The 22,682-nt window shown below is 45.3% G+C and carries 25 protein-coding genes; 8 read left to right on the forward strand and 17 right to left on the reverse strand.

All coding sequences use genetic code 11. From position 1 onward, the window contains the following. Positions 1 to 118 precede the first annotated feature (118 nt). Together SLU01_RS07275 and SLU01_RS07280 are read left to right on the forward strand one after the other, a co-directional pair. Positions 119 to 883, forward strand: a complete 765-nt coding sequence (locus SLU01_RS07275; protein ID WP_147056778.1) for a class I SAM-dependent methyltransferase — start codon at positions 119 to 121, stop codon at positions 881 to 883. A gap of 97 nt (positions 884 to 980) precedes the next feature. Next, the gene (locus tag SLU01_RS07280) at positions 981 to 1,697 is read left to right on the forward strand and encodes a dihydropteridine reductase (RefSeq protein ID WP_147056780.1); all 717 of its coding nucleotides are present in this window, start codon (positions 981 to 983) and stop codon (positions 1,695 to 1,697) included. 191 nt (positions 1,698 to 1,888) lie between these two features. Here SLU01_RS07280 and SLU01_RS07285 read toward each other — a convergent pair whose 3' ends face one another. From SLU01_RS07285 to SLU01_RS07295, 3 genes are all read right to left on the reverse strand, one after another. After that, complete coding sequence (locus SLU01_RS07285) at positions 1,889 to 2,461, reverse strand: carbon monoxide dehydrogenase (protein WP_147056781.1); 573 nt, start codon at positions 2,459 to 2,461, stop codon at positions 1,889 to 1,891. A 69-nt stretch (positions 2,462 to 2,530) separates the two neighbouring features. Further along, complete coding sequence (locus tag SLU01_RS07290; RefSeq protein ID WP_147056783.1) at positions 2,531 to 3,076, reverse strand: HAD-IIIA family hydrolase; 546 nt, start codon at positions 3,074 to 3,076, stop codon at positions 2,531 to 2,533. Positions 3,077 to 3,095: 19 nt separating this feature from the next. Then, complete coding sequence (locus SLU01_RS07295) at positions 3,096 to 4,379, reverse strand: helix-turn-helix domain-containing protein (RefSeq protein WP_147056785.1); 1,284 nt, start codon at positions 4,377 to 4,379, stop codon at positions 3,096 to 3,098. Between the two features lie 136 nt (positions 4,380 to 4,515). On the opposite strand from SLU01_RS07295, the gene SLU01_RS07300 reads away from it, so the two are divergent. Continuing rightward, positions 4,516 to 5,745, forward strand: coding sequence for an MFS transporter (locus SLU01_RS07300; RefSeq protein ID WP_147056787.1), 1,230 nt, complete (start codon positions 4,516 to 4,518; stop codon positions 5,743 to 5,745). Positions 5,746 to 5,984: 239 nt separating this feature from the next. Here the strand turns inward: SLU01_RS07300 and SLU01_RS07305 are convergent, their stop codons facing one another. Together SLU01_RS07305 and SLU01_RS07310 are read right to left on the reverse strand one after the other, a co-directional pair. Next, the gene (locus tag SLU01_RS07305) at positions 5,985 to 6,632 is read right to left on the reverse strand and encodes an exosporium glycoprotein BclB-related protein (RefSeq protein ID WP_170232628.1); all 648 of its coding nucleotides are present in this window, start codon (positions 6,630 to 6,632) and stop codon (positions 5,985 to 5,987) included. A gap of 126 nt (positions 6,633 to 6,758) precedes the next feature. Next, positions 6,759 to 7,415: a hypothetical protein gene (locus SLU01_RS07310; RefSeq protein ID WP_147056791.1), complete on the reverse strand. Its 657-nt coding sequence runs from the start codon at positions 7,413 to 7,415 to the stop codon at positions 6,759 to 6,761. Positions 7,416 to 7,617: 202 nt separating this feature from the next. Between SLU01_RS07310 and SLU01_RS07315 the strand changes: the two genes are divergently transcribed. The 4 genes from SLU01_RS07315 to SLU01_RS07330 all read left to right on the forward strand — a co-directional run bounded on the left by SLU01_RS07315 (position 7,618) and on the right by SLU01_RS07330 (position 9,845). Continuing rightward, the gene (locus tag SLU01_RS07315) at positions 7,618 to 8,253 is read left to right on the forward strand and encodes a BMQ_0737 family morphogenetic spore coat protein (RefSeq protein ID WP_147056793.1); all 636 of its coding nucleotides are present in this window, start codon (positions 7,618 to 7,620) and stop codon (positions 8,251 to 8,253) included. A gap of 97 nt (positions 8,254 to 8,350) precedes the next feature. Beyond that, positions 8,351 to 8,914: a hypothetical protein gene (locus SLU01_RS07320; RefSeq protein ID WP_147056795.1), complete on the forward strand. Its 564-nt coding sequence runs from the start codon at positions 8,351 to 8,353 to the stop codon at positions 8,912 to 8,914. Position 8,915: 1 nt separating this feature from the next. Then, entirely contained in the window at positions 8,916 to 9,200 is a 285-nt protein-coding gene (locus SLU01_RS07325) for a hypothetical protein (RefSeq protein WP_147056797.1), read from the forward strand. Positions 9,201 to 9,221: 21 nt separating this feature from the next. Next, positions 9,222 to 9,845, forward strand: a complete 624-nt coding sequence (locus tag SLU01_RS07330; protein ID WP_147056799.1) for a hypothetical protein — start codon at positions 9,222 to 9,224, stop codon at positions 9,843 to 9,845. Positions 9,846 to 9,904: 59 nt separating this feature from the next. Here SLU01_RS07330 and SLU01_RS07335 read toward each other — a convergent pair whose 3' ends face one another. The 11 genes from SLU01_RS07335 to SLU01_RS07380 form a co-directional block, all read right to left on the reverse strand. After that, positions 9,905 to 10,696: a dioxygenase family protein gene (locus SLU01_RS07335; protein ID WP_147056801.1), complete on the reverse strand. Its 792-nt coding sequence runs from the start codon at positions 10,694 to 10,696 to the stop codon at positions 9,905 to 9,907. Positions 10,697 to 10,700: 4 nt separating this feature from the next. Next, positions 10,701 to 11,894, reverse strand: coding sequence for a thiolase family protein (locus SLU01_RS18080; RefSeq protein ID WP_174842623.1), 1,194 nt, complete (start codon positions 11,892 to 11,894; stop codon positions 10,701 to 10,703). A gap of 15 nt (positions 11,895 to 11,909) precedes the next feature. Continuing rightward, the gene (locus SLU01_RS18085; protein WP_174842624.1) at positions 11,910 to 13,025 is read right to left on the reverse strand and encodes a muconate cycloisomerase family protein; all 1,116 of its coding nucleotides are present in this window, start codon (positions 13,023 to 13,025) and stop codon (positions 11,910 to 11,912) included. Beyond that, on the reverse strand, positions 13,006 to 13,635 hold the full coding sequence (locus SLU01_RS07345) for a 3-oxoacid CoA-transferase subunit B (protein ID WP_147056803.1): 630 nt from the start codon (positions 13,633 to 13,635) through the stop codon (positions 13,006 to 13,008). The genes SLU01_RS18085 and SLU01_RS07345 overlap by 20 nt, the downstream gene beginning before the upstream one ends. 1 nt (position 13,636) lies before the next feature. After that, positions 13,637 to 14,326: a CoA transferase subunit A gene (locus SLU01_RS07350; RefSeq protein WP_174842625.1), complete on the reverse strand. Its 690-nt coding sequence runs from the start codon at positions 14,324 to 14,326 to the stop codon at positions 13,637 to 13,639. Beyond that, positions 14,327 to 15,034 carry a carboxymuconolactone decarboxylase family protein gene (locus SLU01_RS07355; RefSeq protein WP_147056805.1) on the reverse strand — a complete coding sequence of 236 codons (708 nt, stop codon included), beginning with the start codon at positions 15,032 to 15,034 and terminating at the stop codon, positions 14,327 to 14,329. Further along, positions 15,027 to 15,887 carry an alpha/beta fold hydrolase gene (locus SLU01_RS07360; RefSeq protein WP_147056843.1) on the reverse strand — a complete coding sequence of 287 codons (861 nt, stop codon included), beginning with the start codon at positions 15,885 to 15,887 and terminating at the stop codon, positions 15,027 to 15,029. The genes SLU01_RS07355 and SLU01_RS07360 overlap by 8 nt, the downstream gene beginning before the upstream one ends. Next, positions 15,884 to 17,431 carry a 4-hydroxyphenylacetate 3-hydroxylase family protein gene (locus SLU01_RS07365; RefSeq protein ID WP_147056807.1) on the reverse strand — a complete coding sequence of 516 codons (1,548 nt, stop codon included), beginning with the start codon at positions 17,429 to 17,431 and terminating at the stop codon, positions 15,884 to 15,886. The genes SLU01_RS07360 and SLU01_RS07365 overlap by 4 nt, the downstream gene beginning before the upstream one ends. Positions 17,432 to 17,604: 173 nt before the next feature. Beyond that, complete coding sequence (locus SLU01_RS07370) at positions 17,605 to 18,069, reverse strand: flavin reductase family protein (RefSeq protein WP_246110913.1); 465 nt, start codon at positions 18,067 to 18,069, stop codon at positions 17,605 to 17,607. A gap of 321 nt (positions 18,070 to 18,390) precedes the next feature. Beyond that, on the reverse strand, positions 18,391 to 19,737 hold the full coding sequence (locus SLU01_RS07375) for a GntP family permease (RefSeq protein WP_147056809.1): 1,347 nt from the start codon (positions 19,735 to 19,737) through the stop codon (positions 18,391 to 18,393). Between the two features lie 19 nt (positions 19,738 to 19,756). Then, positions 19,757 to 20,884: a glycerate kinase gene (locus SLU01_RS07380; protein ID WP_147056811.1), complete on the reverse strand. Its 1,128-nt coding sequence runs from the start codon at positions 20,882 to 20,884 to the stop codon at positions 19,757 to 19,759. Between the two features lie 144 nt (positions 20,885 to 21,028). On the opposite strand from SLU01_RS07380, the gene SLU01_RS07385 reads away from it, so the two are divergent. Beyond that, a complete protein-coding gene (locus SLU01_RS07385) occupies positions 21,029 to 22,108 on the forward strand; it encodes a CdaR family transcriptional regulator (protein WP_147056813.1) in 1,080 nt (359 codons plus the stop codon). Between the two features lie 263 nt (positions 22,109 to 22,371). Here SLU01_RS07385 and SLU01_RS17920 read toward each other — a convergent pair. After that, a partial coding sequence (locus tag SLU01_RS17920; protein ID WP_176589725.1) for a hypothetical protein occupies positions 22,372 to 22,682 on the reverse strand: 311 nt, incomplete at its 5' end.

A 22,682-nucleotide genomic window follows, 5' to 3' on the forward strand; every position in this document is an offset into this window, starting at 1 on the left:
CCTTCCCTTTCAATTATAAATTCTCTATACGTTTGGCAAAGTCCTTTAATTTAAATGCAGGAGAAGATAGCTTCATTGTCGAATGTATATTCCCATACAGATTGCTGGAGGGATGAATATGCGAAATGAATCACTCGTATTGAATAAAAAAAGTTGGGATGAGGTGGCACCACGGTTTTTCGGGCGGAATCCGCTGCCTGAATATGGACCGCTTGCGCCTCAAGAAGAGGATTTGAATTTACTTGGCGATGTGGCTGGCATGAAGGTTTTGGATATTGGCTGCGGAAGCGGACATTCTTTGCAGTATATGGATGCTCGGGATGCAGCGGAACTATGGGGAATTGATCTTTCAAAGACTCAGATTGAAACGGCGAAGGAGTTGTTGAAGGAGAGCAAAGCGCCTGTTCATTTATTTGAATCGCCGATGGAGGAAAACCCCGGACTGCCACTAGCATATTTTGATATTGTCTATTCCATCTATGCTTTGGGCTGGACGGCCGATTTGCGTAAAACCATCACAAATGTGCACGACTATTTGAAACCAGGCGGCATTTTTATTTTCAGTTGGGAGCATCCATTGCACAGCCGTGCAAGCTTGGTAGGTGAAGAGCTTCATTTCAATAAATCGTATCATGAAGAAGGTGCTTATGATCATGAGGCTTGGCATGCGCCCGCAATTATGCAGCAGTACAAAGTGAGTACATATATCAATACATTGATCGAAGGTGGATTCGATATCGAGAAGGTCATCGAGGAAGTGTCGTTGACGGAAAAAGATGAGGAAAGGCATGCGAATCGGTGGTATTCATTTGAGAAAGCTAAGATGATGCCGACTACGTTGATTATCAAGTCCAGAAAAAAGAGTAATCGGGTTTCCACATGACCGTTGCCAAAATTATTTGAACTAATCCACCTTTTTAATTGAGAATTGTTATCACTTACTGTATAGTAACTAGTAACGATAAGTTAGGGGGATAATTATGCAAATCTATTGGACGAAAATAAATAAGATTATTGAAGAAACGCCTGAGGTTAAAACGTATATGCTCGAATGCCCAGAAGGTCTTACTTGGGAAGAAGGCGCACACATCCACTTGGCTTTGGAAGGTTTTAATGCCGGTGAAAAACCAAACCGCAGTCTGATTCGCCATATGTCCATCTCCACTTTACCGCAATCAAATTCAATCGGCATTACAACGCGCATCAAAGAACAGTGTTCCGAATTTAAATCTACTCTAAGGAATCACAAAATCGGCGATGAGGTTGCAGTATTCAAAATCCATTCGAATGTACCGCTAAAAAGAGAAGATAAAAATGTTTACTTATTATCTTCAGGTGTTGGCCTGGCAACGTTCAGACCGCTTGTCTTAGATTATTTTGACCGTGCTGACAACGTCAATCAGATTCATTCTTTGAACATCGATTCATCGAGGGATTTCTTATTCCCTGATGTTTTTGAATCTACTCCAGACAAAAAGTTCACAGCACAGTTCGTCGATAACCGCAAAGACTACTACGAAGAAGTGAAAAATCTTGCCGCAGATAAAGATGGACTCTTCTATATTGTCGGCAGTGACGAATTCCTCGTGCAAAACATTGAAGTATTGCGCGAACAGGGCATTAAGCCCGAACAAATCATGCTTGATAAGCGTGAAGGACAACTGCCTGAGTTTTTGTCCTTTGAATTGTCGATTTAAGCAGCATTCCACGATTAAAATATTTGATTCGCAAGCACATTCCATAACACGGATTTGTGCTTTTTATATTTTTCGAAGGATTATTATTAGTAATCCGGGCAAAAATTCCTTAAGAGGGGTTGGTGTGGGAATACGGATTTCTCCGACTCCATTGATTCACGATAAGCATCCTTACAGTGGAAGAAAGTTTTTCATGAATTCTCTACACTATATATAGTGCATGCATTTTCCCCTTGAATTTCTTTCACAGAATCAGCAAGCCGCGCTAACATGTCAGGCGTATCTATATCTGACACCTCTTGATGAATTCCAAGCAAGTATTGCAAGCCATTTTTATCAAAAACATAAAAATGAAAATCATGGAATTCAAAGTAGATGCCTTTGCCGCCATATTGAAGCGCATACTCTTTGCCATCGAATGTAATTTTATTATGCACTGGCCGAATATCAATTTTAAAGATGTTTTTTCGATGGTCTTTATTCACAAATCTAATACTAAGATTATCATTCATCCTGTGACGTTTATCCTCAAAAAAACTCCCGAATTGGTGAGTGAAAGATATCGGTGGCACCATTTCGGGTAACTCCACTTTGCACTCAAAATGGGCTTCAAATTCTTTCACTGCTACTTCTACGGATTTGTATCCTACTTCTTCATAGCCTTCCTCAAAAGATGGGGGTAAATCTTGCTCGGCCGCGTGGAGTCCTATGTTCGATAAAAACATAACGATCACAGGTATAAAAAGATAAAGTTTCTTAGTCATTGTATCAGTACCTCCTCTATCAGATTAGGGTTGCTAATCGAAGGAAAAGTATACAATTAAAAAAGCATCCTAATTCGGATGCCTTTCCTGTTGAAGTAGCCAATTCACCGCGTCCAACAAATTTCCAGCAATATAATCCGGCTCAATGTCAGCCCATTTATGTCGATATTGTGTTAGAGAACTTTCGCCCCAACCAGTCTGAACAAGAATTTTCATGGCACCGACCGCATGCGCCGCCAACATATCAGTTGCTCCGACATCACCGATGAAAGCCGTTTTCGTTAGATCTAATCCATATTTTTCCGCAGCTTCATGAAGCATTCCTGGGCTCGGTTTTTGGCATTCACATCCTTCTGTTGAGCCGTGAGGACATATAAAGGCGTCATCAAAACCAAACGCCTGGAATTCATTAATGAAATCTTCAATCGTCGCCTCATCCCTGCTGATTCGGTGCTGATTTGTGCAGGCGAAGGTCTTGATTCCTTTTTCTTTCAAGAGATCAAGAGCCTCTTTACTAAAAGGATAGGGCGTGAAGTCTTTTGGGTGAATGAAGTGCCCAGTTCCCCCTATCGTTCCATCGCGGTCGATGAAAACTGCTTGTAGCTTATTATTCATACAGATCCCCCCTTCCCGCCTACTTCGCCGCAACTTCAGCCAATACCTCCCGTGCAAAATGGTAAATGGACGAATGTGGCATATTGTGCATTCGTTCCACTGTGGATCTTGCAAGTTCCTCTGCCTTTTTGGGATTGCCCAAGTGATAGTGGCAAAGTGCTTCATAGCTGTTCGATAAGACTCGCAATGCAACGTCTATTGGATTTAGTTGGATACGTTCAGGAAGGACAATCGGATTATCTTCAAATAATAAAAGTGCCTCCTCATATCGTTCCAATCTCGTTAATACCCTTGCCAGTAAACTTTTGGGAAGTGTATTAAACTCAGCCTTAACCTCTTTTGGATATGCCTCGGAAGCTTCTATTTTTCCAATCAACTTTTCAGCTATCGCAAGCGCTTTTAAATAGTCCTTTTTATAAAATTCCTCCCTGAACACCTGATTCAGCTCATAATCAAACGATAGGCCCTCATGCTTGATCAACTTAACAAATAACGAACATTCTTCAACATACTCCTGCGCTTTCTCCGGCTGTTGACTGTCGTAATATAGAAAGGCTCTTGCATTCAGCAAATTATAATACTGATCCATCACCAACTGTTCACGTGCAAAATGGATCGCTTCATCTAACTGCTTATGCGCTTCTTCATAACGGCCTAATGATTCCAGTGCAAATGTTTTTGTCCCTAACAACTGGATATACATTGATTTCGTTTCGAGACTATCCATCACTGTCAATTCTTCCAGTGCCTGGTCAATAATTTCCACGGTGCCATAGTAATCGGCCATGTCAAACTGGATTTCGGATAAAAAGCCCTGACATTCGATGACCCGCCAATCCATCTGCAGATCGCGATATAAATTAATCGCTTCCCCAATGAATGGCTCCCAATCGTTCTCCTCTATGTCCTTATATTGGTCAATCGCTACTACATACAAGTGATAAAGGATTCTTGCATAGAGTTCATACATCCGCGCAGCCTCATAGCCAGTGGGATTCTTCTCTAAGATTGGTTTGAGCAAAGCGGCCGCTTCTATTGTCGGCTGAATCTCCGGTTGTTGCCATAGCCCGAGCGCCTGTTTTAGTATACTCTTCATCTTTTCACGCGGCACTTCCTCTACCAGTTCGGAAATATCTACGTTCAACTGACGGGCGATATGTTGCAGTCTTTCGATGGATGGCTGCGTTTTTCCATTTTCAATCAAACTGATCATCCCTCTTGAGACATGCTCATTCGCTACATCCGAGATGGTCATATTTTTAGCGGTGCGTATTCGTTTAATGTTTTCTCCAACGTGGGTCAATTGACTTCACCCTTTACCGTTTATTATTCCTTTAATCATAACATCGTTTAATAATCAAAACAATTTTGTTTAATATATTGAACTTCATTTTATTTCGTGTTATGTTCAATATATTAAACAAGGGGAGTTGGGGGATTTGATTAAGAGAAATATGTCGTTGATTGTGACGAACCAGTTTTTAACGGTGCTTGCGGATAGTATTTTCACCATATCCATCATGTGGTATATGTACGAAATTACGGGGTCGCCGCTTTCTTCAGCGCTTATTACAGCTGTCGGATCATTGAGCAGTGTCTTTATCGCGCCGTTCATTGGGGTATTGGTCGACCGACGGGAACCGAAATCCTCCATGCAAATCGGCTATTTGGCAATGGTGATTGTCGGGGTGTTTTTGGCATTGGCCTATCTGTTTTGGCTTGATGGGGTTGCTTTTGCAATTTACGTGGCGCTTATCATTCATGATATTTGCATGACGTTCATCGGACCGGCTAAAAATAAGCTGTTGCCGCGGATTGTCGGGGTTCATCGAATCGTGAAAGTGAATGGGTATATTTCTTCGACAAGCAGTACTGCCAGCCTGATCGGGCAGGCAATTAGTGGAGTTTTGATTAGTATCATGGGGTTTGTCGGGGTAATGCTTTTCCATTCGGGGGTGTATGTTGTTGCAAGCATCCTTTTAATTTTTGTCATTAATATCGCTGCACCAAAGGAAGAGGGCGAACAAATCGATACGTCTGAAAAGAAGAAGACATCCATGTTCAGTGAAATGAAAGAGGGATGGGCCGTTTTGCTGAAGAATCGGGCTATCTTCAAATTGACTTTATTAGGCTCCGCCATGAATGCGACAACGATTGCCGGGGCATTGGCGGTCGTATTGATAACAGATCATTATGGCGGGAATGCTTTTCAGTTTGGACTTTTCGGGGCATTTGCAGCGGTCAGCAGCATTTTGATCGGACTTATTGCGGATAAAGCTACATCTTTTGCAAAACCTGCCATTGTCATGTTTTTGACAGTGTCTGTGAGTGGAATTGCTTTCATGTCAATGGGACTCACAACCGCTATCTACTTGGGTATCCTCTTTTTTGTCATCATGAATGTATTGATGACGGTGTATGGAATCCTATATAGCGCGTTGCTTATCATTTTAGTAGAAGACAAATTCCGTGGGCGCGTATTTACATTGAACAGTGCAATTGCCTCCTTCCTCATGCCTGGTTTCGCCATAGCGGGCGGCTTTATTGCGGAGTGGGGAATCCCAGTCAATTATTTATTTGTAGGTGCTGGTATTTGGGTGCTGCTGCTCTCGTTTTATATATTGTTGGATCCGGATATACGGGGAATTGAGAAGGTTTCTGGGGAATAAAATATAAAGTGGGTGGCGGAGGTGGAAATTGGTTATCACCACTTAAACAAGGGTTATCACCACTCAGCAACACTTTATCACCACTTAAACAGTGTTTACCACCGTTGCTTGGCTCTTTACCACCGATTCGCACAGGTTTACCACCGTTGCTCAGCACTTTACCACCGATTCACTCGAATTCCTCAAGAAAAGTAATCCATAAAAAATGCCCACTCGGCAAAGTGGGCATCCTGTTTTTATTATGCTTCAGCGATTGCGATTCCAGCGCTTGCAGTACCGGTTATGGCTGCAGCCAATGTTGTTCCTTCTAATGAGAAGACCATCATTAAACGATCACCTGCACTTACTGGTACCGGTGCTGTGACAGCTGATCCGGATAAAGTTGTTCCTACTGCCAGTAAAGTTGAAATCTCAGGTGTCAAATCTACAAATGCGTCTGTCGGGCTGAATGTATCGCTTCCGGCAGGAGCTCGATAAATTTGTGCTCGTACCGTTCCCGTTGTGGCGATTGCCAATGCGACTGTAATTGTAAATGTAGCAGAAATCGATGTGATCGAACCGGTTCGAGGCACTGTAAAGGCTTCATTCAATAGTGCGCCGACAGTCGGCAGTACAATAACACCACCTACAAGAGCACCTGGTACGGCTGTTCCAAAACCAATATAAAATGGAGTTTCGACTACCCCTCCGACTAGCGAAGTCAATGCGACGGGAACTGCACCTGACGCAAACGGAATGATAGAGCCTTGGGCAGTTGCAGCCGGCAGACAATATTGATCAATTGCACGAATTGGACCTAATGTTTGGCATCTGTTTTGGAAGGTACCGTTGTTTCCACAACAACCTGCGACCCGTCCTCCACATCCGCCTCCTTGAAAACAAACCATAGTAACACCTCCCTTCTTCGTTATATTATTCATGTGATTTTCCAAAGGACGGGCTATCAACACCCGGTGGTTCGTCTATAAAATTCCGAACGTAATAAAACCCTCCATATTGACGGAGGGCTTCAACTATTTCTTTTTAAATTTTTTCCATAAAGAAGAGGCTGGGGTTTCCGGTTCCACATTATACCGCTCGAAATTTACAGTTTCGAGAGGAGGAGCGTCTTCTCTGGGATACGGCGGTTCCATTTCACGTTTAGCAGCTATTTCTGACAGGGCTTGCGGCTTCTCACCACTTGAAACCCTTTCTTTCTGAACGTTTGGTGAATCCCTCCACTCCGGATCTACTTGATGCGAAAGACGAGCATCGTGCCGAGGGACCGGACGGGTTGGGGATTCATTTGATTGTATAACGCCCTGTTGTTGGGCTATTTGCTGTAGTTGTCTAAAGGATGGGACAGGAGAATGGCTTTGAGTTCGTTTTGTTGGAGTTTGATGATGAGGTATAGATTCATTTGGGGCAATGTGTTCCGGTTTTGCATCAACATGGGGTAAACCCTCTGTTTTCTTAGGAGACGGTTTGGTAAGAACTTCTCCAAATAATTTTTCCAGGAGTTGAATCTTTTCCTTCAACTGATCCATACTTTTCTCAAGTTGCAACAATCTTTTTTTCGTATGGATATCTGCTACAGAACGTTCAGCCTTCAATGCTGCAAGTCCAATACGATACATTTCAATCTTCTGTCCTAACTTCTCCAATTCCACCTCGTAATTAGATTTTTCCATTGTATCACCTCTTTAATCTCTAATTCCCTTCTACTATCCTATTTGGAAACCACATGTTCTGTTACATATGGACAGCTTGCCCACCTTAATTTGATCTCTTGAAAAATTTATAAGGCAAGCCTTCTCTTTGCCTACAAAACACTTTTGCGTGTACATATGATACGAATGCAAGACCAAATAAAATATGGAGGTGACAGCTACTATGCAAGAGAATTTCCAAATCCCAGAGCAGGAATTGATTTGTATTAATGTTGATAAAGTATACGACTGGGTCATGAAAGAGAATACGTTTGACTATTTCCCGACAACCCCAGTTGCATTTCCTGGAGTTACTGCAACAACAAGCTTAGCAGGCGCCATGGTAACGTGTGAAGTAACACCGGCAACTGCAAATCCTGTTGTCATTTTACGGCGTGAAAACCGTCAATTTACAGTTGATGGCAACGTCGTTTGCCTACAACAACTAACCATCCAGAAAAACTTTACCGTTGTACTCGTTCTTACATTGCCTACTGGTGTTATTTTACGAAGCAGTCCGATTGCAGTTTCGCGATCCGAACAAGTAATTCTATGTGCACCGGAAGGGACAGACGTCACTGTGACATTCACAGAGTTGGATTGTTTAATTAGTTCTCCGGGTACATTTGTACCAGGTGCCGGTGTCGTAACATTTACAGGTTTAGTCGTAACAGTCATGACATGCCAAAGCATCCAATCCACATACCCTGTTACAGTTGAATTCCTAGCAGATTTCTGTTCGCCGCGTGCTGACTTGGCAATTGGATCATGTCCACTTCCAGCAAGGCCGGCACAGTGCCCTGCCGTTTATCCAGACTAACGCTTGCATTTAAATTTGTACTATGTGTACAAGTAGGCACATACGATTAAAGAGAGGGCCCTCCCTCTCTTTATTCATTTGTAAGGAGGTTTGATAGATGAATGCAATAGGAAGCGATGTCGAGAGGAAATTGATGGAGCTCCAGCAATCGACCCAATTCTATTTGAATGAGTTGAAAGAGGCAGTATCACGGCAAGTTTATCATTATGAGTGCATCAGTTATTTTACATATGCCTTAGATCTATCACATGAACAGACGAAAGAAAGCCTTTGCCTTGGTTCCTTCCATATCATTAATCTCGGGAATCGACCAATCACAAACCCTTTCATCACTATTACACTTTCGGAAGAGGCTCCGTTTACCTTCCACGGAAAATTCACAAGCAACCGCAACGCCCTTTCCCCTAGTCTGACGAATGGCTGGGAGCGCATGAATGACCGTTCCAACCGTTTCGAATTCCAGTTAAAGCCGATTGGCATCACAACCATTCCGCCGGGTGAAATGATTTCATTTTCCAATTTCCAGTTAAGCTGGCATCCGCAGATATCCTATTCAGGCAGCATGACAGGTACACTTTTTAGCGACCAGCATCCTGACGGCATGGCAGCATTGAATTCCATCAATATTAACGGAACTTCTGGGTCAAAGGAGGAAGAATAACATGGATACAAATCAAATTCTCCATCAATTCATCGCCAAATTAACAGAAGATCTGACTGTCGATAAGGGAAAGACCGATTCCAAAAGCTTCGTCTTTCTTGACTCAAAAACGATAAACTTATTGCTCCTATACATTCTTATGAACAAAGAGCTGCAACTGACAAGGTTAACAAGCCGAAACGTCCAACCCACGGAGCAAAAGAAAATCGTGGAAGAGATTGAACAAATGATAAAAGAGAATAAACAATCCTTTGAAGAAATATTGAAAGAATTGAATACTAATTAGATCGAAAAAGGAGGCCGGTGCATGAATCATGCTGATATCAAAAGCAATGATCCATTCCAATTGAAGCAGACAATCATTTATTTGCAAGCCGAGCTGAATAAATATAAAAGCAAAAAACGGCAATCCTCCTCTTCTCTCATTGATGAACTCCATATGGAAAATGAAAAATTGACCACTGACTACAAGCAACTTCTATATAAAAGCAAAAAACACGAAAAGCGTATTAGTTTATATGAACGACAAATACAGTCCTTGCATGTCCAACGAAAGGAATCTCTCTCTGAATTGAATCATTTTCAACGTACAGAACAGGATTTACGTATAACGAATAAGGAGTTATTTAATGCTTTATCCAATAATGACCTTTCTAAAATAATTCATGCCATCGAGAATATTGAGGGTAAAGTGGACACCCTCCTCCATCGCAATGTCGATCATTCTCAGCTTTCCCTCGCCGAGGAAAAGCTGAAACGTTTACAGTATGAATTGGATATGTCCGAAAAAGTGAATGCGGCGCTCTACGAACTTATCGTTATTTTAGAGGATTATATCCAACAAATGGAGAAGGAAGCAGACGCACAGAGAGTACTGGTGACGTATTTGAACGGACGAATTGACACACTTACTTCTGAACAGGAATACTAACAAGCCATATGAAAGGCAATGCACACAGCCCCCGCCATGTGCATTGCCTTTTCAATCTATCAATTATAAACAGGCTGATCCTGTAAGCGCAGCTTGAAATCCAAATGGGCAGTGTAGTATTCCTTATCCAATCCTTTGTCCGCTCCATCATGCTTTTCCAACTTTGTAATAAGCGTTCCTCGCACACCGTTTGCGACGTCATTGTCCAAGTACGGATTTCCTTCGAAGAAGACTTGGGAAATGAGTTTGTCGCCATTTTGCGGCTTGAACAAGAAGTGCAAATGCGCTGGTCGGATCGGATGAGAGTCGATCCACTCGAGGAATTTACCTGTCGGACCGTTTGTCGGGATGGAATAATCGCCCGGGACGACCGTTTTCACTTCGAAGTTGCCATTTTCATCTGTGAATAGTACCGCGCGGAAAATTCCTTCAGGAAGTTCTTCTGCAAATCCGGAATACTCCCCACTCGCATCCGCTTGCCACATATCCACTTTTGTATTGGCCAATGGGTTGCCGTCCACGTCGGTGACAGTTCCCGTGAAGTATAATATGTCTCCTTGCTCATCATCACGCATCGGCAGGACGCCAGGATTTTTAATTTCAACCGCGTTTTCCAGGTAATAAGGTCCCAAAATCGTCGGCTCTGTTCCTTTCACGTTTTTGTACATTTCCTGTAGCGCATGCGTTTCAAAAAACACATCCATGAATAAAGGGATTTCCCCTGCTTTGCCTAGCGCGTCCATCCAGTCGACAAGTGCATGGTAATCATTATGACCCAGTTCATGCTCACGGATTACTTCTTTAAATTTAACGACCATTGCATTATAAACATCCACTACTTTTTGATTCATTTCCTCATCCCCCTATATTTTCAATAATTGTTGAAATGCCCATTCCGCCCGCAATGCATAATGTCGCCAACCCGTATCTCTTTCCCGTCCGTTCCAGTTCATGAATTAACTTCGTCAGTAGAATTGCCCCTGTCGCTCCGATCGGATGCCCAAGTGCAATCGCTCCGCCGTTCGGGTTTACTTTGTCAATTGCTAGACCGAGTTCCTGGATGACAGCAAGTGCCTGGGCGGAAAAGGCTTCATTCAATTCCACTACATCCAAGTCGGCAAGCTGTAAGCCGGCAAGCGCTAAGGCTTTCCTTGTCGAATGAACCGGACCGATTCCCATTCGATTCGGCGGAACACCGGAAGTTGCCTGCGCGACGATCCTCGCTTTCGGACGGATACCTAATCGTAACGCATCTGCCTCTGAAGCGAGCAGGAGCGCAGACGCACCGTCATTCCGACCGCTGGAATTTCCCGCTGTGACCGTTCCATCAGTCTTGAAAACCGGCCGCAATAGACCCAACATTTCAAGACTCGTTTCCCTGGGATGTTCATCCACCCGGAACTCGGTTGTCCGCTTTTTCTCAATGACTTCAAAAGGAGCAATCTCCCTTTCAAACAGCCCTTTCGCAATCGCCTTCGCTGCATTCAACTGACTGCGCAAAGCAAACTCATCCTGCTCGGTCCTGGAGATCTGATAAGCTTCCGCCAAATTCTCCGCCGTCATGCCCATCGTCAACTGTCCATACGCTTCAACCGGCTGCGAACCGGGCTGGCTTTCGGTGTTCGGATCAAGCAACAACCCGTTTCCAGCTCCATATCCAAATCGGGCATGCCGTATATAATACGGCGCTGTCGACATCGATTCCATACCGCCAGCTATGATCAGCTGGCCTTCGCCGCTCCGGATTTGCTGAGCAGCTGAATGGATCGCCTGGCTGCCCGACCCGCATTGCCGCTGGACTGTATAACCCGGAACGTATTCAGGGAGCCCGGCCCGGAGCAATGCCACCCTCGCGGAATTCGAGGCATCTGCGGTCTGCTTCGCCTGTCCCATGATCACTTCATCGACATGATCGCCTGTTACTCCAGAACGATGCAAAACCTCCCGAATGGCAGCTGCCCCAAGGAAATCCGCCGGGACACCTGCAAGCGTTCCACCAATTCGCCCGATCGCTGTCCGTACTGCTTCCAAGATGACAACACTCGTCAAGCAACCACCTCCTTGCTACAATTCCCTTGTATAATGAAAGACTTTCTCCTTGTCCATTTCCATCCCGAACCCCGGACCACGAGGGACAATCATTTGAAAATCCTCATACACAATGGAATTCAATGTAATCGTATCTGTGAATAAAAGCGGCCCGAAAAGTTCCGTTCCATAGGTCATTTCCGGAATTGTTGAATAAAGTTGCGCAGAAATTGCAGTACCTAATGAAGACTCGATCATCGTCCCTCCATATAAGGAGATTCCCGCTGCTTCCGCGATGGCTGCAACTTTCTTCGTTGCAGTGAGTCCGCCTACTTGTGCCGGTTTGACAGAAAACACATTCCCCGCTCGAATCTTCGCCACCTGATAGGAATCCTTTACCGAACATAGCGATTCATCCGCCATGATCGGCACTTTGAACTTGGATGTCAGGCGGGCCATCGCTTCTTTATTCCAAGCGGGAAGTGGTTGTTCAATCAAATCGATTCCGCCGTCTTCCAATGCTTCGATGCAATAAAGGGCAGTCGTTTCATCCCATGCTTGATTGACATCGACACGGACACTTGCGGCATCGCCGACGGCTTCTTTAATGGCAAGCACATGAGAAACATTGCGCTTCGGATCACCTATGCCAATTTTCAGCTTAAAAATATTATGCCGTTTCGCCTTCAAGCATTCCCGCGCCTCTTCGATGTCTCTTTTTGTATCACCGCTTGCAAGCGTCCAGGCGACGGGCAAGGAAGCATGAATTTGACCGCCGAATAATTCATATGCGGGAACGCCTTTTGCCTTCGCTGCCAAATCGATAATTGCCGTTTCAACTGCCGCCTTGGCAAACGTATTCCTGACGACTTGCCGATTGACTTTCGTTGAAATGGCATCAAAATGAATTGCATCTTCTCCGATGACTAGCGGTTTTATATACTTTTCGATGTTTACTTTAATCGCCTCAGGCGTCTCTTCTGAATAAGAAGCACCCCCGATTGTCGCAACCTCTCCCCAACCTTCAAGCCCATCGCCCCCGGCAACTCGAACGAGGACTATCGTTTGCATGACAATCGTATGCATCGCTAACTGATGTGGTCTGATTGTCGGAAGGTCAACAATGAATACATCAAGTGACTGGATGTTCATCCAACAGCCCTCCAACTATGAAATGAGCTTCGGTACGCCTACGTACTTCTTCGAGCGTCACCTCTGGCATGAGCTCCTTCAAAATTAGCCGCTCCTCCACGACATCAAACACCGCAAGATCGGTAATGACCATATCCACGCTGCGTGTCGAAGTGATTGGAAACGTGCATTCCTTCAGCAGTTTGCTCTTGCCATCCTTCGTTGTATGGGTCGTCGTCACAATGACTTTTTTCGCACCTACGAGCAGATCCATCGCTCCGCCAACGCCAATAATATTTCTTCCCGGAATGGCCCAATTGGCAATACGACCATTTTCGTCTACTTGAAGGACACCGAGTATCGCAACATCGACGTGACCGCCGCGAATCATCCCGAACGATTCAGCACTGTTGAAAAACGCAGCGCCAGCCTTTTCCCCTACAGGCAATTTCCCTGCATTCACCAAGTTCGGATCGACTTCACCTACTTCTGTCACGCCGAGCAAGCCATTCTCTGTATGGAAATGAACAACGTCATCCTCGATATAGTTCGCAACGAGTGTCGGGATGCCAATGCCAAGATTCACGACGCAAGGACCTTGAAGTTCGGCTGCCGCTCTCTTCGCAATCATTTCATGCACGATTGACAACACCTTCCTTCGTCAAGACTTTCTTCGCGACAAGCAATCGATCTACGAATAATTGCGGCGTTACAATCTCTTCAGGCGAAAGTTCGCCAGGCGCTACGATTTCATCCACTTCAGCGATAACGAGATTCGCAGCTGTCGCCATAAGCGGATTGAAATTCCGGGCGGTCTTGTAATAGATGAGGTTTCCAAGCGTATCCGCCTTATGCGCGCGGATGATTGCAACATCGGCACGCAACGCCTTTTCAAGCAGATAAGGGACACCGTCAATTTGCCGTTCCTCTTTCCCTTTCGCAAGCTCCGTACCGACACCTGTCTTCGTATAAAATCCCCCAATCCCTGCCCCGCCAGCCCGTATCGCCTCTGCAAGCGTCCCTTGGGGCAGTAGTTGGAGGTCGATTTCACCCTGCTTGAACGCTTCCCCGACTTCACGATTGCTTGTAAAATATGATCCGATCGCTTTCCGGATTTTCTGCTGGCGAAGGAGGATGCCAAGTCCCTCCCCCGCCTCGCCAAGATTATTGCTGACAATGGTCAAGCCTCCAACATCTTTTCGGGTGAGCCCGTCGATTAACGTTAGCGGCGCACCGATGAGGCCGAATCCTCCAACCATGATTGTCTGCCCACTTTTCACATCGGATAATGCGTCCTGTACCCATTCATGGATGACCGCCATTCAAACACCTCTATCCTGCAATGAGTCGCTCGCTTCGAACCAAGCCGGGATGCCGGCCGTCAGAAGGCAAATGAGACCCACTTCAGCCAGTTCCTCGTCGGATGCGCCATTCTCCCTCGCGAGCTCCATCCATACACCGGCCTCGCTTCCTTGAAGTTCGGTACTATAAACGCCAACCATCAACATGGCTTTCATCTTCGCACTGACAGCACCATGGTCTAACAGCAACTGATTTCGCCTTGCTTCCGTCGCATTCAATAACTCCATCAAATAGCCCCCATCATTTTCCTCCGTGATGGATAGCAAGTAGCGTAGAAGTTCGTCCATGGAGGCGTTGTCCGGGATTTGTTCATCCGGCAACCCTTTTAAGGACAAGGCATATCGAACCGATTCCATGCCAGTCCGGACAGCTTCCACTCCTCCATACAAATAAGGGACGAGTAAGTACTCCGCCAGTTCAGGTAAAGTGGCTTCGCCATCAATGGCGCCTTTCGTATGGTAGACCATACTTCGTTCGTATCTTCTTGCCGCATTGATCCCAACGAGGAGAAGGTCTTTTTCCTTTGTGGATAAATAGCCTTCCTGCATAATCGCGCTGCGCAAATTCGTGTAATGGTCAAGCGCCTCCGAGCGGTATGCATACATTTTGCCAACCCATCCGGGCACTGTTCCGTACACTTCCTTGAAATAAACCAATCCTTCACTCAAGAATATCCACTCCATTCAAGAACTGTCGGATTGCAGCTAAAATATCGCTTTGCCTTTCAAAAACCATCGTGTAATGATTGCTTTCCGAATTATACGTCGTCAAATTCGAAGTGTATTTTTTCGTCTTTTCGTAATCCGGCTCTGTGAAAAACGGTGGGAAAGGTCCAATCTCCCCATTTGCCTGAATCAATAAAGTCGGGCAAGTTATTTTCCCCATCACGTCTTTCGGATTGAATGAAACGAAACTCCCAAAATCCTCTTCGATTTTCTCACCTGACGATTTATGCACCCAACCGTCATTCACTTGTTGGATCTCATACTCTACAATTTCCTGCACTGCCTTCGTCCATTTGATGCCTAATCGCTCATAAAGCTGCCGCAACTCTTTCACATACGCTTGCTTGGATTCGTATGTTTTCCGGAGCCGCCCGAGCGACGGCCTCACAATTTCAAATTGGCGTTCAGACATTTGCGCAGCTCCGTCCAGTAAAATAAGACCTTTCACTGCACTTAATTCACTGGCAATAATTGCGGAAATGAAAGCGCCCATTGAATGGCCCAGTAAAATCGGGTTTTCAACGTCGAGGGCAGCCATCACTTCTTTCACGTCTTGCGCATGGCTGAAGATAGAGGGACCCCCTTCATCAACATCCATCCCCGAACTATCGCCCCTGCCCCTTAAATCAATGGAAATGAAGCGATACTCGCCTTGCAGTGCTTCAGCAAAATGATGCATGTTCTTATGTGTACCGGTCAGCCCATGAAGCGCAATGATCGGTCCCTTTTCACCAGAATAATCCGCGACTTGAAAGTGGCGTCCATCAATTTCGATCTGATGCATCGTTTTTGTCATTGCTTGAAATAACTCACATCGTCGGGATTGATCCACGTATCGTTCGTCCAGCCTTTCAAATCGTAGTCGTTCATGCATTCCTCTGCGAACTTCTCAAACTGATCTGCCTGACCGCTCATATTGGCAACGACAAGATTTTCAAGTCGGATGTTCTCGTGGTTTCCGGAATAATTACGCTCATATAATTCATGCCTGCCACCATATTCAGTTCCAATTGCATCCCATAATAATTTGATGAGCTTGATTTTTTCCTCAGCGCCTACCCCGTAAGAACCTCGATATAATTTATCCAATAGCGGTTTCAGTTCAGGGTTTTGGAAGTCCCTCGAGCTCGATGGCTGTGCAATCAAACTGCCCGCAACGACATTCTCGATGATCTCCTTCACCCGCGGCCACCCTTCTGACATGAACATCCTGTAGGCAAGCCCATAATTCAAATTCGGCAGCTTCGACCCGTTGCGCCCTTCGTCCGGATTCAATGCCATCGCGTCACTAAGCGCCCAAAACATATTTTTCCAAGCGATCACTTCCCCGACATTCACTTGGACACCACGGAATTGGTCGGTTCCATTCATCTTCACAGCTTTTAGCAATAATCCTGAAATAAAGTCAAGCTTCACTGCGAGTCTCGTCACGCCATGGAAAGTGAATCTGTTCAAGAAACCGCTCTCCGCAAAGAAATTATTCACCTTTTCGATATCTTTGTAGATAATGATATTTTCCCAAGGGATGAGTGCATTATCGAAAATGAGGACTGAATCATTTTCATCGAAACGGCTGCTCAACGGATAGTCGAATGGACTTCCCATTACGGCGGCATTCATCTCATAGGAAGCTCGGCTAACTAGCTTTACCCCCGGCGTGTCCATCGCAGCAACGAAAACAAGTGCAAATTCCTCCTTCTGAATTGGGGCAGCGCCATAATGAGCGACGAAATTATAATTCGTCAAAGCGGAGCCTGTCGCTACCATCTTTGCACCACTGACAATGACACCTTCCTCCGTCTCTCCGACCGCTCTTACAAAAATGTCGGAAACTGCCTCAAGCGGCTTATGTCGATCGACGGGCGGATTGATGATGGCATGGTTGAAGAACCAGTTCCGCTCCTGCGCTTCCTTGTACCATCGTCTTGCGTTATCTGCGTATTTGCCGTAGTAATCGGGGTCAGCGCCCAACGTTCCAAGAAACGAAGCTTTATAGTCCGGGGACCTCCCCATTTGCCCATACGTGAGGCGCGCCCATTGCGCAATCGCATCCCTTGACGCCAACAGATCCTCCGAGCTCTTGTCCACACGGAAATATTTTTGCGTGAACCCGCCATTTCCCGTATCCGTCTCCGTCGTCAAAACAGCTTTCGTTTTTTCATCGTGCAGCGCATCGTACAACCGGGCGATCGATCTCGCAGCATTCCGAAAAGCCGGATGTGTCGTTACATCCTTCACCTTCTCGCCATGAAGCCAAATCTCCCGTCCATCCCGTAAACTTTCCAGATACTCCTTTCCCGTTAAAGGTACAACCGTCTTCTTTTCCTGATCAACCGTCAATGAGTTCACTCCTTCTTGTCCCACTACATCCATACGTATGCCTGTCTCACAGTAAACATGCCGAAGGGGACTAAACAAAATCAGAGTATAACTGACGTCAGTAAAAAGCTGGACACAATAAAAAATGACTAGCTCCGGCTAACATGCGTTCTGCCGAAAAACTAGTCATTCATTCAGAGAGGCTCCACTTTCGAGAAATTCCCACTATAAAAACCTAATGGAACACCATCATGATAATCGAACTTTTTCACCTTCCCGACAATTAGGACATGATCCCCGCCATCATACTCAGCCCACGGTTCGCATTCGATATAAGCGAGCGAATTCTTAACTCTTGTCCCTTCCCATTCGAACGGCGGATTCGTTTCCGGTTTACCAGCAAAATGCATTGCCACGCTTCGTTGCTCTTCCTTCAACATATTAATTGTGAAATGATTATCCTTTAAAAACGGCAACGCCCTTGTCCTTCGATCGACTGATACAAGCACAAGCGGTGGATCAAGCGAAACCGACGTAAACGAATTCGCCGTAAACCCGTGCTTCCCTTGCTCATGCGCACAAGTCACCACCGTCACCCCTGTCGCAAACCGCCCAAAACAATTCCGCAACTCCCTCACATCCAAAGCCGCTTCATCCATACATTCATCTCCTTTCGAATAAACGATTGTTATGCATATGGACAGCTATATAAACAGTTTACTATATGCACGTAAAAGGACAGGTTATGCTGATTGCGGGTAAACCATGACAGTTATCACCGTTTACTCACTATTTCCCTCTACGAACGGACTTTTTACACACGCATCGCCGGTTACCACCGGTGCGGAGATGTTTACCACCGGTGCCTGGCACTTTACCACCGGTGCGAACGTGTTTACCACCGATGCTCAGCACTTTACCACCGATACCACCCTTCTTCATGAAAAAATGCTGATCCCCAAAAGGAATCAGCACTTTCATTAAACTAACACCATCCACAAAATCATTGTAACGACAATCGTTGTCACACCTTGCAACAATGTTGCCATCGTTTGTGCTTTATAAGCCTCTGTCACTTGCATGCCGCTGAATTGAGTTACCACCCAGAAGAAGCTATCGTTGACATGACTTACTGTCATCGCCCCAGCTCCCACTGCCATGACAACAAGCGCCAATGGAATAGCACCCTCAATTCCCATCGCTGGAAGAAGTGGAGCAACCAACGTGGAAGCAATGACTAATGCCGCTGTCGATGAACCTTGCGCCGTTTTCAATGCTGCTGCAATGAAGAATGGAACGAGAAGGAATAATGCGCCACCAGCCAATGAATCAAAGTTCATTTTACCGATCAGATCAGCTACGCCAGAATTTGAAATCACTTTACCGAACGCACCGCCCGCACCCGTGATTAGTAAAATCGGTGCGGCTTCCTTCAAACCTTCCCCAATCCAAGACGTCATTGTCTCTTCATTCCATTTCGGCAACAATAAGAATGACGCCAGTACACCAGCCAACAAGGCAACAGAAGGAGCCCCTAAGAATTGCAAGAAGTTATTGAAACCGCCTTCCGCCATCGTCAATTTAGATACAGAACCTATCCCAATTAAAACGATCGGTAACACGATTGGTAAAAAAGCTTTAAAAGTCGAAGGCATCTGGCCAAATGATTTGACGATTTCATCATACTCCAAGCCCGTCTCCTCAACATCTTCAGGAACAGTGATGTTGGAACCTACCCGTACAGCCCACAGGTAACCGACAACTACCGCCGGAATTGCAACAATAAGTCCAATGAGAATAATAGTCCCCAAATAATTTTCCGCACCAATATTACCTGCTGCAGCAATCGGTCCTGGTGTCGGCGGCACTAAAGTGTGTGTCGCATACAAACCAGTAGCCAACGCTACTGACATGGAAGCAATCGCTACCTTCGCCCGTTTTGCCAAAGCTTTTTTCAAGCTGGATAAAATAATGAAGCCTGAATCACAAAACACTGGAATTGAAACGATATATCCGATAATGGACATCGCCAATTGCGGGCGCTTTTCACCGATCAAGCGCAATACAACCTCCGCCATCCTAAACGCCGCACCCGACTTTTCCAAGATGACGCCAATGATCGTCCCGGCTACAATGACGAGCCCGATACTCTTCATTAGCCCACCGAAACCATCATTGACATTTTCAACAACAGCCAATAGCGGCATACCTGACGTAATTCCAACGAAAAACGCACCTGCTAATAAGGATAAAAACGGATGAACCTTGAACACAGCCGTTAACACTACGATGAGCACAACACTTATAAGAATCATTGCAAATAACATCTCTTACACCCCTTTTTCTTTAGTTAATATATTTCCCCATTACCTTTGTAGTCTTCGCCTGCAGATGAACGGCAGCATGTGAAATTGCTTCTTCAATCGGAAGATTCTCATCCGTGATTGCATGGACTTCCGTAAACAAAGGCACTAATCGTCCCCGGCTTTCCTCATCCACGGCACCAGAAATAAGGATGACCGGCTTTCCCAACCGATGCGCAACTTTCGCAATACCAAACGGCGTCTTCCCCGAAAGCGTCTGCATATCTGTCTTCCCCTCGCCGGTAATGATAAGATCCGCATCCTTCACATGCGCCTCAAACGAAATCGCTTCCAGCACAACTTCAATGCCCTGTTTCATTTCACAATTGAAAAACGCCTGAAATGCCCCGCCCGCACCGCCGGCAGCCCCTGCCCCCTCTTTCGAATGAAGGGCAATTCCTGTCTTTTTTTCAATCGCGTCAGCAAACTTCCATAAATTCCGATCAAGTCTATCCACGTCAGCTGGTGCAGCCCCTTTTTGAGGTCCAAAAACAGCCGAAGCCCCTTGCTCTCCAATGAATGGATTCTTGACGTCGCTCGCAACTAGAAATTTGCTATCCTTTATGCGATCATCCCAATCCGCACAATCCAAGAAGACTAGATCATGTAATGCGCCTCCCCCTTTCGGCAGTTCATCGCCAAGCCCATCCAATAATCGCATGCCCAGCGCTTGAAGAATCCCCGCTCCTCCATCATTCGATGCACTTCCACCAAGACCGATGATGAATTCCCGGTACCCATTATCAAGCGCATGCGCGATCAATTCACCAGTTCCATATGAAGAAGCGAACAATGGATCCAGTTCATCTTCCTTTAATCGAATCAATCCGGACGCCTCTGCAATTTCAATTACGCAAGTCTTTCCGTCACCTAGTACTCCATAGGAGGCAGCAATCGGACGTCCAAGCGGATCCTCAACTGTGACAGTTATATATGTACCATTTGTTGCATCAACTAAGCTCCTCATCGTTCCTTCTCCGCCGTCCGCTGCTGGTAATAAAACTGTCTGGATATTATCATCTACCTCAATTATTCCAGCAGCCATCGCATTTGCAGCTTCAATAGCCGTTAAACTTCCCTTGAACGAATCAGGTGCCAAAATCACCTTCATTACTAGCACCTCCTAAATGCGCTATGCAAAACAAATGAAACGCTTACAATTGATTGTATGTTCAGATACTAAAAAATACATTATACTTGTTGTATAAATTCAAACAGGATTTTCGGATGTTCATTATACAACGGGGTGAATTATTTGATTACAAAGAAGCTAGCCGAGGAAATTGTGGAGCAGACGATGGTTCGGTTGAACAGGAACTTGAATGTGATGGACACGAATGGGATGATATTGGCCTCTGGGGAAGCGGAGCGTGTCGACCGGATTCACGAAGGGGCCGCACATGTCGCGAAAACGCGGGAACCACTTTGGATCACGGATGGAAATAGTACGGAATGGCATGGAACAAAACCTGGGGTAAACATGCCAATTCATTACAAAGATAGATTGGTCGGAATCATTGGCATCACCGGGAATCCGGGAGAGTTAAAGGATATCGCCACTCTCGTTCAATTGACAACTGAAATGATGGTCCACCAATCTATGATTACATCTGAAGTGGAGTGGAAACGGAAAATCAAGGAGTTGGTTTTTGAAGAATTGATCGGCGGTGGGTCATTATCGTCCTTTGTCATCGATAGACTTTCGTTATTGGAATTTGAAATGAAAGAGCCCTATTTGACCTTGCTAGTGCAAACGAAAAACCTCCCAACATCGCCACAACGTCTAATCGAGGTCATGGAGGAGCAATTTGATCGGAATACAGCTTTGATCGGATATTCTCAACTTAATGAACTGTTCATCGTTTTATCCGATGTAAAACCTTCTGTATTGGAAATGAAAATTAATAAGATCCATAATTTATTCCAAGCGGATTCAGCTGTTAAAATTGGAGTCGGACTCCTTGCGGATGAATTGGAGGGCATCACACATTCCTACGAAACCGCAAAGTTAGCGATAAACTACGGGCCTGCACATCAGCATCTTCATTTTTATGATGATATTGAATTGCTTGCCCTGTTAAAAAGCAGTTCCTCCTTAACGAAAGAACGATTCGCGCCACGCATTCTCACCGGATTGTCCAATCAACTTATTGAAACATTGACCGTGTTTTTCGACCATAACCAAGCAATCGGTGAAACCGCCGATGCACTTTCCATCCATCGCCACACACTTACCTATCGATTGCGGAAGGTGAAGGAGCTCACTTCACTTGACCCAACCCGCTTTCAAGACGCCATCCTTTTCTATATCGCGCTTTCTCTACGAGAAACGTGATAGCTTCGGGTGTTACCAGTGAGTAAGGCGAGTTTATCACCACTTAGCCACAGTTTATCACCACTCAGGATGAGTTCATCACCACTTAAACATACTTTATCACCACTCAGAGCAGGTTTATCACCACTTAGCCACAAATCCGCTCCATTACAGCCTCCCTTGTTAACATAAAGAGACAAAAAGCAATGCACCCATTAATAGGTTGCATTGCTTCACTCAATACATAATCAGTTCCACGTTATAATTATACATCTCTCTCAATCTCATAAATCTAAAAAAGATGGATTTGTTTCATTGTAAATGATTCTACCACTTTTCGATTTTATTCGATCCTTTATACTCTTTCTATCCTGGATATCGGAATCATTTACTTTATCGGTAACTTCCGAGGATTCCTTGTCAGTGTCTGAAAAATTTTCCGACTCAGGTTCTGGCTCCGAATTCGTGTCAGGCTGCGGCTCTGGATTCGGATCCGGCTGCGGCTCTGGATTCGGTTCCGGTTGCGGCTCTGGATTCGGATCCGGTTGCGGCTCTGGATTCGGTTCCGGCTGTGGATCTGGCTGCGGCTGTGGTT

The organism is Sporosarcina luteola (genome assembly GCF_007991495.1).
Lineage (GTDB): Bacteria > Bacillota > Bacilli > Bacillales_A > Planococcaceae > Sporosarcina > Sporosarcina luteola.